The organism is Psychromonas sp. Urea-02u-13, assembly GCF_002835995.1.
GTDB lineage: Bacteria > Pseudomonadota > Gammaproteobacteria > Enterobacterales > Psychromonadaceae > Psychromonas.
Genome location: NZ_PJBZ01000036.1, coordinates 1 through 12,824, shown reverse-complemented (window position 1 = coordinate 12,824; position 12,824 = coordinate 1). Strand labels below are relative to the sequence as shown.

Here is a 12,824-nt window from a genome sequence, read left to right as displayed (position 1 = left end):
TATGTGATTCTGATGGGAAAAAACGTAGTAATTCTTGGCACTCAATGGGGTGACGAAGGTAAAGGTAAGGTTGTAGACCTACTTACAGACAAAGCGCAATGGGTAGTTCGTTATCAAGGCGGACACAATGCAGGTCATACACTTGTAATTGATGGAGAGAAAACTGTTCTTCACCTAATTCCATCAGGCATCCTACGTGAAAACGTAAAATGTGTTATCGGTAATGGCGTAGTATTAGCACCTGATGCTTTGTTCAAAGAAATGAACATGCTAACTGATAAAGGTATTCCAGCTAAAGAACGTTTGTTCATTAGTGAAGGCTGTCCACTGATTCTGCCTTACCATGTTGCATTAGACATCGCGCGCGAAAAAGCCCGTGGTAATAAAGCAATTGGTACAACAGGTCGTGGTATCGGTCCAGCGTACGAAGATAAAGTTTCTCGCCGTGGTTTACGTATTGATGATTTATTCAATATGGATACATTTGCAGTGAAACTAAAAGAAGTCATGGAATACCATAACTTCCAATTAGTGAACTATTACAAAGTAGACGCAGTAAGTTATGACGATGTGCTTGCACAGATGATCGAAATGGCACCGCTTCTACTGACAATGATCATTGACGTAACTGATGAATTAGATAAAGCCCGCTTACGTGGTGAAAATATCTTGTTTGAAGGCGCTCAAGGTACATTGCTTGATATTGATCACGGTACATACCCTTATGTAACGTCTTCAAATACAACTGCTGGTGGCGTTGCTACGGGTAGTGGTTTTGGTCCTACACACCTTGACTATGTGCTTGGTATTGTAAAAGCTTACACAACACGTGTTGGTTCGGGTCCTTTCCCAACTGAGCTTTATGATGGCGTTGATAAATTAGATCCAGCTGGTCACCATTTAGGGACTGTTGGTCATGAATTTGGTGCAACGACAGGTCGTTTACGCCGTACTGGTTGGTTTGATGCTGTTGCAATTAAACGTGCCGTACAACTAAACAGTATTACTGGTTTTTGCTTAACTAAACTTGACGTTCTTGACGGTTTAGAAGAGATTAAAATCTGTACTGGCTACACTATGCCTAACGGTAAAGTTGTTGACGTACCACCTATGTCTGCAGACGGCTATGAAGTTGCTGTTCCAGTGTATGAAACAATGCCTGGTTGGAGCGAAATCTCATACGGTGTGACATCTTACGATGCATTACCTGAGAATGCTAAAGCTTACATCAAACGTTTAGAAGCGTTAACAGGTATACCAATGGATATTATTTCTACTGGTCCTGATCGTAACGAAACAATGATTCAAGTTAATCCGTTTAACTAATTATTGATTGTTACTAAAAACCGCATCGCCTCGGCCATGCGGTTTTTTTATACCTAAAATTCAGGTGTAAAGAGTCTGATGCTATTTACCTACCCTGATAAATGTAAATTAAGGCGCTTCAGCGAACTTGATTTGTAGTTCATTGGCATGACCCTCCCATTAAGCGCAGTGTAAGGCAGAATAAGGGCTTTGTTATTAACTTTGTGAAAGAGTGGCTTAAGGTGTCTTTTATCTTTACAGGATGCTGAGGTTAGTAATATAGGCGGTGGAAGTGCAAGGAGGGGGATTGTGTTGACTGAAAGCTGACAGCGAAAAACTGACAGCTTTCTTTTAATTTAGTTTTTTCGGTCAGCTGCTAAATGCGCAAGGCTGATCAACGCTTGTTTATATTCGCTCTCTGGTAAAATAGAGATGGCTTCAATCGCTTTGTCTGCTTCTTCAAGCGCACGCTGTTTTGTATATTCTAATGCGTTAGTCTCATGCAGTGCTTGCATGATTTCATCAAAGTGCTCCATGCCGTTGGCTTTTTCAATCGCTTCACGAATAAGCGCAACTTGTTTTTCTGTGCCGTGCTGTATTGCATAGAGTAAAGGTAATGTTGGTTTGCCTTCTGCTAAATCATCGCCGGTATTTTTACCCATTTCAGCAGCATCTGAGCTGTAATCCATCACGTCATCGGTCAGCTGGAAAGCGGTGCCGAGATATTTGCCGTAATCAAGTAATGCCGTTTCGATAGTTTCAGGCTGTTCGCCTAATACTGCAACCAATTGTGTCGCCGCTTCAAATAGCTTCGCTGTTTTAAAGTAGATAACATCCATATAACTTTTTTCAGTGGTATCTGGGTCGTTACAGTTCATTAACTGTAAAACCTCACCTTCTGCGATAATGTTAGTTGCATTAGAAAGGATATTCATCACTTTCAAGTTTTGCAGGTCCGTCATCATTTGGAATGAGCGTGTATATAAAAAGTCGCCGACTAATACACTGGCTGCATTACCAAACAAAGCATTGGCCGTTTTTTCACCGCGACGTAGGTCTGATTCATCAACCACATCATCATGTAATAACGTAGCAGTATGGATAAACTCGATAATAGCAGCCAGTTTGGTGGTTTTTTCATTATGTAAATCAAGCGCTTTAGCGGCTAAAATAGTAATTAATGGGCGAATACGTTTACCACCGCTATTAACAATATAAAAACCTAGTTGATTGACCAGTGCAACATCGGATGTTAATTGAGCTTGGATTAATGCATTAACCTGTGACATTTCACCGTTTGATAATTGCTGAATCTGTTTAATATCCATGAAGTAACTGTTCCGAATTAAGCGCAAAAAAATAGGTGCTTATTATTGCCCTTTATGAGGCTTATCTCAACTCTGTTGTGAGAAAATATAAGAACTAATTTGGTTTCTGTTTTTATTGATAAGATTTGTTGTAACTGACTGAAAGTTAAGTGTATTTTGTGTTTTTGTGTTTTATTGTTTTAAGTGCCAAATAGAAGCTAAAAATATTTGTATTTATTTTGCCATATAACATTGCCAAGTGATATCAATTGCCGTAGACTCCGCAACCATTGTGATTAATAAGTGTGCTCTTGATGCTGGTTCCTAAGATGAACAGCACGAGACGCCTGAACGGAGTAATAAACATGTACGCTGTTATCCAGAGTGGTGGCAAGCAACACCGTGTTGCTGTTGAACAAACTCTTCGTTTGGAAAAACTAGATGTAGAAGCTGGCGCAACTGTTGAATTTGATAAAGTTCTTCTAGTAGCAAACGCAGACGACATCAAAGTTGGTGTTCCATACGTAGACGGAAGTAAAGTAACTGCTGAAGTAGTTGCACACGGCCGTGATAAAAAAGTTAAAATCGTTAAGTTTCGTCGTCGTAAACATTCTCGTACAACAGCTGGTCACCGCCAGTGGTTTACAGAAGTTAAAATCGTTGCGATCAACGCTTAATTAGGAGTTATTAAAAATGGCACATAAAAAAGCTGGTGGTTCTACTAATAACGGACGCGATTCAGAAAGTAAACGCTTAGGTGTTAAACGTTTTGGTGGCGAATCTGTATTAGCTGGTAACATCCTTGTACGTCAACGTGGTACTAAATTCCACGCTGGTACAAATGTTGGTCTTGGTAAAGATCACACTCTTTTTGCGAAACAAACTGGTACAGTTAAATTCGAAAAGAAAGGTAAACCACTACGTTCATTCGTGAGCATCGTTGCTGAATAATTCAGTTTCGGAATAAAATTCTAAAGCCTCGCTTATGCGGGGCTTTTTTTTTACTTATCTATCTCTATTACCCATAAAAATGTGATCTATGTTTAATAGAAATAGGTATAATCAGTGCACAAAAAATGTTGTGCATGTTTTTCTTGGAGATTGTAATGAAGTTTGTTGATGAAGCAAAAATTAAGATTGACGCTGGAGATGGTGGCAATGGCTGTGTCGGCTTTCGTACAGAAAAATACATCCCACGTGGTGGCCCTAATGGCGGCGACGGTGGTGATGGTGGTGATGTTTACCTACAAGCTAATGAAAATTTAAATACGCTTGTTGATTTCCGTTTTGTACGTTTTTATGCGGCAGAGCGTGGTGAAAATGGTCAGACTCGTGACTGTACAGGTTCTCGTGGTGAAGATTTAGTTATTCCAGTACCAGTTGGTACACGTGCTCGTGATGAAGATACGGGTGAAGTGATTGGTGATTTGACTAAAGATGGTCAAAAGTTACTAGTCGCTAAAGGTGGTTTCCACGGTTTAGGTAACGCACGTTTTAAAACAAGTACTAACCGTGCTCCTCGGCAGAAGACTGATGGTACAACGGGTGAAGTTCGTAACTTACAATTAGAGCTATTGTTGTTAGCCGATGTAGGTATGTTAGGGTTACCAAATGCAGGTAAATCTACGTTTATACGCAGTGTTTCTGCCGCTAAACCAAAAGTAGCTGATTATCCATTTACGACACTTATACCAAACTTAGGTGTTGTAAGTATGGGACATGGACGCAGTTTTGTTATTGCTGATATTCCTGGATTAATCGAAGGCGCTTCTGAAGGTGCTGGTTTAGGAACGCGCTTCTTACGTCACTTAGAGCGTTGTCGTGTATTGCTACATATGGTTGATTTATTACCAGCAGACGGTACTGATCCTGCAGATAATGCTGAAATCATCTTAGAAGAGCTAAGAAAACATAGCCCTAAATTAGCAAGTAAACAGCGTTGGTTAATCTTCAATAAAACAGATCTACTGTTACCTGAAGAAGCTGAAGTTGTTATGCAATCAGTTATCGAGCGTCTTGAATGGGACGGTCCTGTTTATAAAGTTGCAGCTATCTCGAAAACAGGTACTCAGCGAGTTTGTCAGAATGTTGCTGATCATCTTGAAGATATGCCAAAAGAATTCACAGCTGAAGAAGAACGTCAGCAAGTTGAATTCCAATGGGATGATTACCATGAGTCTGCTATCGATGAAGTTAACGAAAACTTTGTTGAAGAAGATGAAGAAGATGACGATTGGGATGAAGATGAAGAAACAATGGAAGTGATTTACGTTAGAGATTAAGACGTTAACCACACTATTGTATTCATAAAAAAACCTCGCTTTGATACTATCAAAGCGAGGTTTTTTACTTTTAGGAATAAAAATGATCGGACAAGCTGAATTATATTTACAGCAATTATTAATCGCACTTAATATTGGTAATTGGGTGGGTAACTTTGCCATGGTACTTGCTATCACACTGCTATTGCAGCTGATGTGGCGTGCTTTCACTAAAAAAACACATCGTATTATTGAGCGTACAGTAAACCAATGGGATGACATTGTCTGGTTCGCCGTATGGCGTCCTGTTAATTGGTTGATTGTTTTAATGGGCGGATCAATGGCGTTACGTGTTGTTGCTGCTAGCGAAGACTTACTGATTTCAAATTACCTGCCACTCATTCAGAAAATATCGATATTGTTATTAGTCGGTTGGGCATTTTTACGTTTAGTGAGTAAAGCAGAGTCCACCTTTGTTGCTCATGACGATAAAGACACTACAACGGTGACGGCAATGGCTAAATTAGCCAAGCTATCATTGGTCGTGGTGGTTATCTTATCGGTTGTACAAACCCTAGGGGTGAGTGTTTCAGGTGTGTTAGCGTTTGGTGGTATGGGCGGATTAGTGGTTGGTATGGCAGCCAAAGATCTGTTATCTAACCTGTTTGGTGCATTGATGGTGTACATGGATAAACCCTTTAAAGTAGGGGATTGGATCCGCAGTCCAGATAAGTCAATTGAGGGGACTGTTGAAGATATCGGCTGGCGTGTAACGCGTATTCGCACTTTTGATAAACGCCCAATATATGTGCCTAATAGTCTGTTTACTCAAATTGTCGTGGAAAATCCTTCACGTATGAGCAACCGACGTATTAAAGAAAATTTTGGTTTGCGTTACAGTGATATTCACCAGATTAATAAAATTATTAATGAAGTGCGCGAGATGTTAAGTAATCATCCTGAAATTGATACCAGGCAGACTTTGATTGTTAATTTTGACCTGTTTAATAACTCGTCTTTAGACTTCTTTATTTATACTTTTACTAAAACGACGAACTGGGTTAAATATCATAATATTAAGCAAGATGTGTTACTGAAAGTGGCTGAGATTGTTGCTAAGAATAATGCTGAATTTGCTTTCCCAACCAGACAGTTACATTTTGATGCAACTGCCTTGCAAGGTAGATCAGATAGTTAGCTAAGATACGGTTGCGCATCTTGCTCGACGTTATCAAGCTCATCTAATAGTTCTAATAGCTCAGGCTCTAACAAGTCTGGGCTAATACCTTGTTTTAGTTCTTGTTCAATTACTCCCGCTATTTTCTTCAACTTAGGTACACCACTGTAACTACAGCCTCCATGAAACTTATGAATGATCTGTGCAAAATGCACATTATCAATTTTACCATCAATGGCTTTGTTGGCACTCTCTTTTATCTCTGCAAAATCGTTGATCAGCATAGCCAGCATCTCTTTTGCGAGATCTTCTTTTCCTGCTGATTGTTTTAGTGCTAATTGCCAATCAAAGGAAAGGAGTGTGTTAACCATTGCGACAGTTAATGTGTTTTGCTCATTGCTCTGTTTTTCTAATATCTTAGCGTCAGGTGTCCAGCGGTTAATTATTTGCTGTAGTGCTAACTCATCAATGGGTTTGGCTAAGCAATCGTCCATGCCTTGCTGTAAGAACTGCTCTTTTTCACCGGGTAATACATGGGCTGTGACGGCGATAATCGGTGTTTCATGATTAGTTTTACCGTCTTTAATACGCAGACAAGCACTAATACCATCTAATATTGGCATCTGAATATCCATAAAGATCAGATCAAACTTTTGCAGGGCAGATTGGTCGACGGCTATCTGGCCATTGACGCAGGTTGTAACATGGTTAACCCTGTCTGTTAGCATGGCTTGGATAAGTTTCAAGTTAGCCGGATTGTCATCTACCGCCATCACGTTAATATCTTTACGTACTAAAGAGGGCAGGTTCTTAGGTAAGACAATTTCTTGGCTGGCTAGCTGATCAGCAACGAGTGCGTTTGCTAACTGTTTATGGTTTATCGGCTTACTTAAACAATGTGTTGCACCCATTGTTTGGATCATCTCAAACACACTAGGATCACTTGAGTTGATTAACACCACAATATTATTAGTGAAGCTTTTGGCTTTTTGAATATGACTGAGCAGTGGTTGTAAGTTCTCACATTGACTATGGCCTATTACGATACTGTCATACTGTTTGTTAAGGTTACGCTTTAACTGATGTTCTGTTTCTGCCAAAGTAAGGGTGGTTTGCCACAGGTTAAGTAGCTGTGAACAGGCGCGAGAGGCAAATTCATTACTCTCGTAAACTAAGATGGTTTGCTCTTTTAGCTGTGTGAGCGGCAGTCTTTCTAATGGGCTATGGCTATTCTTTTCAATTTCAATGGTGAACCAGAACGTAGATCCTTGGTTCGGCGCTGAAACAAGATCAATACTACCTTGCATCTCAGTGACTAGTTTTTGAGTAATAACCAACCCTAAACCCGTACCGCCATATTTTCTTGTTACGCTGGTATCTGCTTGACCAAAGGCTTTAAATAGCTGTTTTTGCTGCTTCTCAGAGATACCAATGCCGGTATCAGAAATCATTATTTTAAGCGTGACATTACCATCGACATCATTTTCTTGCTCGATACGCTGAATCTGTACCTCGATGTTGCCCTCTTGAGTAAACTTGATAGCGTTGCCAATCAAGTTAGTCAGAATCTGTTGCAGACGCATGGCATCACCCAACACATCGTAGGGTACTTCAGAGTCAATCATCATGCTTAACTCTAGTTTTTTCTCGTGGGCACTTGGCGCCAATAAATGCATGGTTTCATCAATACATTCGCGCAGGTCAAAGGGGATATGTTCGAGTGTGAGCTTACCGGCTTCTAGTTTTGAAAAGTCCAAAATATCATTGATGATGTTTAATAGGTTACCCGCAGAACGCTCGATGGTTTGCAGGTAATCGACTTGGTTAATGGTCATTTGGGTTTTGAGTAACTGCCTTGCAAAACCAATCACCCCATTTAGTGGCGTACGTAATTCGTGACTCATGTTAGCCAAAAACTCTGATTTTACTGAGGCTGCCTGTTGCGCATCTTTTCGGGTAATATCCAGTTCAATATTTTGTACTTCCATCAGATCCAGTGTTTCACGTAGTTCACTGGTTGCTTGGTCAATATTGTCTTGCATCTCTTCGTGATGGGTCGACATGGCCAGCCCCATCTGGTTAATACCGTCTTGTAATGAGGCTATTTCACCTGTGTATTCGCCTTCAACACGCGAGTTTAGACGCCCCAAACTGATCTTTTCTACCACTGATGCCATTTCTGAAATAGGCGCGGTAATACGTTTTGCTTGCCTTAAGGCAATAAATAAACTGCCCATGATGCCAATTAACACCACAATGATTGAGAAAGCCGCATCACGGAAAAGTAATAAATCTACCTGTGTGCGGGTAACTTCTAAGGAGACATAACCCATTACTTTTCTGGGTTGGTCAAAGGTAAGTTGATATTCTAAAAAATTTGACTCATCAATAATGGGCGTTTGAATAACAATACTGTCAGCATGGTGTATTACTTGGGTTATTTCTGGGATGCTTTGTCCCTGTTCTATTTTTAATAACTTGAAATTACGATGCCAGTTACTGGTGACGAACATTTTGTTTTGCGCATCAAAGACCGCAATACTTTTAATCATTTCACTGTTTTTTCGATGGGTTGCCCCCAAAATACGCCTTAAAATAGTCCGCGTTTCATCCTGCATTCCGTATTCACTGGTAATCGCGAGTGGCTCAGTAATATTGATAGCACGGTTAATGAGGAAGTCATTGGCTTGCATATAACGGTGAATCGTAAAATAAGTCGCCAGTAATCCACCAATTAGTATCGTTGGTAAAATAGTGTAGGTGATGACTTGTGCGCGCAGACCATATTTTGTCATAGTTTATTTTCTAATTTTTAGTCGAGGAAATGAATGCATTTATGCTGATTTGTGTGACAATACAATCAGTAAAGCTATGATGGCATAGCTTCTCTTACCTGTGAATTACTTATGGCTCAGTTCTTTAAAGCATCACCCAAAAATAGTATAAAAAGTCACATTTTAAAAAATGTATTAGTGGAAAAATTAGATCATCAAGGTCGCGGTATTGCTTTTTTCCAAAACAAGCCTCTTTTTGTGGAAGGTGCCTTAATTGGTGAAGAGCTTGATGTGCAGGTGACAGAAAGTAAAAAACGTTATAGCAAAGGTAAAATAACTAAAATAAAACAAGCGAGTGAATATAGAGTTTCACCGAGCTGTCCGCATTATGAACAATGTGGTGGTTGTCATCTTCAGCATACTTCTGCCGATAACCAAGTCACGATTAAAGCCTCTGGTTTGATGGATCTGTTTGCTCGTTTTGCCAAGAAAGTACCGAGCCAGCTTGCGCCAGCGATTACATCAGATGAATGGGGTTATCGACGTAGTGCGCGTTTAGGTGTGCAGTACGATAGAAAAACTAAAAAAGTAGCAATGGGGTTTCGTCGTGCGTTAAGTAATGACCTGATTGAGCAACAGGTGTGCCCTGTTTTAAAAGCGCCATTAGCAGCGCTAATTGTGCCTTTAAAAGCATTATTAAATTCATTAAAGAGTAAAGCTGATTTAGGCCACGTTGAAATGATTTGGGCCGATCAGGGGGCAATCGTATTATTGCGCCACTTAAAAGCATTACCTGCGAGTGATGTGCAATTAATTAAACAGTTTTCTGAAAAGCATACACTTAACTTTTTTAGTCAGCCTTCTAAAACACAGCTTGACTGTTTAAGTGGCGTCAGTGAGTTAACCTATCAGTTACCTGATTGGCAATGTAACCTTAATTTTAGTGCGACTGATTTTTTACAGGTCAACGAAGGTGTTAACCAAAAAATGGTTAAGCAGGCATTGAACTGGTTAGCTTTAACAAAACAAGACAAAGTATTAGATTTGTTTTGTGGATTAGGTAATTTTACCCTGCCGATTGCTAAGCAAGTTGCGTCAGTGGTAGGTGTGGAAGGTGTGCAAAAAATGGTTGATAGAGCGACACAAAACGCACTATCAAATGAGATAACTAATGCCACTTTTTTCCAAGCCGATTTAAGTGCAGAAAACCTGACTAAACAGCCTTGGGCTAATGAGTCTTTTACTAAAGTATTGTTAGACCCTGCACGTGCGGGCGCCTTTGAGTCGATTCCTTTTATTATATCGCTTAAACCGTCACACATTGTCTATGTATCATGTGATCCGGTTACTCTAGCGCGCGATAGTCAGCTATTGTTAGACAAAGGCTATAAATTGGATAAACTAGGTTTATTGGATATGTTTCCACAAACTGGGCATATGGAATCAATGGCACTGTTTATAAAATAAATGTTTAGGCTATCGCTATATAAGTCTATTTCTTAGTTGGAAAGTACACATTTAGAGTAATAAATTGTGCTTTTTTGCCTTGAAGTAAACATAAATGGTTTATCCCTGCGCATTTATTTTTGATATGAAGTATTTTGTTCACTAAGTATTAGTTTTGTAAATATATTTGGGAGTTTTTGATGGTTTCAGTTCGTGATACACATTTTTTTCAAACGGCACAGAAAGATCCAACCAAGTGGGTAACCACCTTGGACTTAAGCAAGAAAGATCAAAAAAGCCTATTAGAAAACTATGAAAAGGTAATCATGCTCTGTGCACAACCAGATCAATTACCATTGTTAGAGCTAGGCACTGAGATGGTCGAAATCTTAGTGACGCTTAATATGGATATGGACACCTTAAACGCGGCACTTATTTTTCCGTTGTTAGACCATCAAATCCTCACTCAAGAACAAGTTGATGAGATGTGGGTTAAACGCATCGCTAAGTTAGTGAAAGGTGCGATGGATATGGAAGGTATTCGCGCATTACAAAATAAAGGCTCGACTAAAATAGCCGCTTCACAGGTTGATAACCTGCGTCATATGTTACTGGCGATGGTTGAAGATGTACGTGCTGTGGTGATTAAACTTGCGGAACGTATCTGTTATCTTCGCCAAGTCAAAGTCGCTGATGAAGAAACCAAAGTATTAGTTGCACGTGAAATCTCCTCTATTTACGCACCGTTAGCCAATCGTTTGGGTATTGGCCAATTAAAATGGGAATTGGAAGATCTCTCTTTTCGTTATCTTGAGCCTGAAATTTATAAAAAATTAGCCAAGCAACTGGCAGAAAAACGTATCGATCGTGAAAACTATATTCAAGACTTTGTGGATAAAGTTCAACATTCATTGGTGGAAATGAATGTAACGGGTAATGCTTACGGGCGACCTAAACACATTTATAGTATCTATCGAAAAATGCAGAAGAAAGAGCTCGAATTTGAGCAACTTTTTGATGTGCGCGCGGTGCGTGTGGTGGTTGAAAAATTGCAAGATTGTTATGCTGCTTTAGGCGCGATTCATACTATGTGGCACCACATTCCTAGTGAATTTGATGACTATATTGCTAATCCTAAACCTAATGGCTATCAGTCTATTCATACGGTTGTATTGGGTGATGAAGGTAAAGCGATTGAAGTACAAATTCGCACACAGCAGATGCATGATGATGCTGAGCTAGGTGTCGCTGCCCATTGGAAATACAAAGAAGGCAGTGCCGGTGGTAAGTCTGCCGGTGGTTACGAAGAAAAAATAGCATGGTTACGTAAATTACTGGCTTGGCAGGAAGATTTAACCGATAGCGAGAATTTAGTTGATGAATTAAGAAGCCAAGTCTTTGATGATAGAGTTTATGTCTTTACGCCTAAAGGTGAGGTCATCGACTTACCGGCTGGCTCCACGCCGTTAGACTTTGCTTATTATATTCATAGCCAAGTAGGGCATCGTTGTATCGGCGCGAAAATCGCTAATCATATTGTGCCATTTACCTATCAGCTAAAAACCGGTGATCAGGTTGAAATCCTCACTCAAAAAGAATCTAACCCAAGCCGTGATTGGTTAAACCCAAGCCTCGGTTACATCAATGCCCCACGTGCGCGTCATAAAGTAGCAACCTGGTTTAGGCTGCAAGATCGCGATAAAAACATTCATGCTGGGCGTGAATTGCTTGAAGTTGAATTACATAAAATAAAACTTAAATTAACCGATGTATCACCGGCTATCAAACGCTTTAATGTGGGTAGTGATGATGATATTTTTGCCGGTGTAGGTAATGGTGATTTACGTTTAAACCAATTGGTGCATTTTTTAGATGCGCATCATCATCAGCAAACCCTTGAAGAGCAAGATTTAGCTGCACTTGAAGCATTAGAAAAGCGTAAACAAAGCTTTATGCCTAAACCAAGTGGTAGCAGCATTATCATCGATGGTGTGGGTAATTTGATGCATAGCGTGGCACGTTGTTGCCAGCCTGTACCTGGTGAGTATATCGAAGGTTATATCACGCAAGGGCGAGGTATTTCTGTTCATCGTAAGCATTGTGAACAATTGGCTGATCTGCGTGATGCACACCCTGAACGTATTATTGAAGCAAGTTGGGGCGAGTCACATTCATCGGGTTATTCATTAACATTACGCCTTGAATCATTGGATCGTAGCGGTTTATTAAAAGATATTACTACTTTGTTATCGAACGAAAAAGTGAATGTACTTGGGGTGAATAGTATGACGAACCTTAAGCATCAATCGGCGATTATTGATATGAGCTTAGAAGTTTATAATAGTGATGATATTGGAAAATTAATTACTAAGTTAAAGCAGTTAAAAGATGTTTCTGGGGTAAGACGTTTATAGTGATGTAGATAAATAGAGGCAGAGTAACAAGCTCCGCCTCTTCGTAAGTCATGTTTACAACCGATGGTTACAACTTCACGTGCCTTAATTTTGTTTCATGAGAGCACCTCGCCTATAAATAGTATTAATAATCTTAAACC

9 protein-coding genes are annotated in these 12,824 nt (G+C 39.9%); 7 read left to right on the top strand and 2 right to left on the bottom strand.

The genetic code is table 11. The features are described 5' to 3' along the window. Nucleotides 1–12: 12 nt before the first annotated feature. Entirely contained in the window at nt 13–1,326 is a 1,314-nt protein-coding gene (locus CXF74_RS01070) for an adenylosuccinate synthase (protein WP_101080554.1), read from the top strand. 335 nt (nt 1,327–1,661) lie between these two features. Here CXF74_RS01070 and ispB read toward each other — a convergent pair whose 3' ends face one another. Beyond that, nucleotides 1,662–2,633 (bottom strand): octaprenyl diphosphate synthase, encoded by a 972-nt coding sequence (gene ispB / locus CXF74_RS01065; RefSeq protein ID WP_101080553.1) that lies wholly within the window; start codon nt 2,631–2,633, stop codon nt 1,662–1,664. A 344-nt stretch (nt 2,634–2,977) separates the two neighbouring features. Between ispB and rplU the strand changes: the two genes are divergently transcribed. The 4 genes from rplU to CXF74_RS01045 all read left to right on the top strand — a co-directional run bounded on the left by rplU (nt 2,978) and on the right by CXF74_RS01045 (nt 6,071). Beyond that, a complete protein-coding gene (rplU, locus tag CXF74_RS01060) occupies nt 2,978–3,289 on the top strand; it encodes a 50S ribosomal protein L21 (protein ID WP_101080552.1) in 312 nt (103 codons plus the stop codon). 16 nt (nt 3,290–3,305) lie between these two features. Next, on the top strand, nt 3,306–3,563 hold the full coding sequence (gene rpmA / locus CXF74_RS01055) for a 50S ribosomal protein L27 (protein ID WP_101080551.1): 258 nt from the start codon (nt 3,306–3,308) through the stop codon (nt 3,561–3,563). Between the two features lie 155 nt (nt 3,564–3,718). After that, nucleotides 3,719–4,894 carry an Obg family GTPase CgtA gene (gene cgtA / locus CXF74_RS01050; RefSeq protein WP_101080550.1) on the top strand — a complete coding sequence of 392 codons (1,176 nt, stop codon included), beginning with the start codon at nt 3,719–3,721 and terminating at the stop codon, nt 4,892–4,894. 82 nt (nt 4,895–4,976) lie between these two features. Then, a complete protein-coding gene (locus tag CXF74_RS01045) occupies nt 4,977–6,071 on the top strand; it encodes a mechanosensitive ion channel family protein (protein WP_101080549.1) in 1,095 nt (364 codons plus the stop codon). On the opposite strand, the gene barA is transcribed toward CXF74_RS01045, so the two are convergent. After that, entirely contained in the window at nt 6,068–8,845 is a 2,778-nt protein-coding gene (gene barA, locus CXF74_RS01040) for a two-component sensor histidine kinase BarA (protein WP_101080548.1), read from the bottom strand. The genes CXF74_RS01045 and barA overlap by 4 nt on opposite strands. A 111-nt stretch (nt 8,846–8,956) precedes the next feature. Here barA and rlmD point away from each other — a divergent pair, with 111 nt between their 5' ends. Then, nucleotides 8,957–10,291, top strand: a complete 1,335-nt coding sequence (gene rlmD, locus CXF74_RS01035) for a 23S rRNA (uracil(1939)-C(5))-methyltransferase RlmD (RefSeq protein WP_101080547.1) — start codon at nt 8,957–8,959, stop codon at nt 10,289–10,291. Between the two features lie 179 nt (nt 10,292–10,470). Further along, nucleotides 10,471–12,684 (top strand): GTP diphosphokinase, encoded by a 2,214-nt coding sequence (relA, locus tag CXF74_RS01030; RefSeq protein WP_101080546.1) that lies wholly within the window; start codon nt 10,471–10,473, stop codon nt 12,682–12,684. Nucleotides 12,685–12,824: the final 140 nt, after the last annotated feature.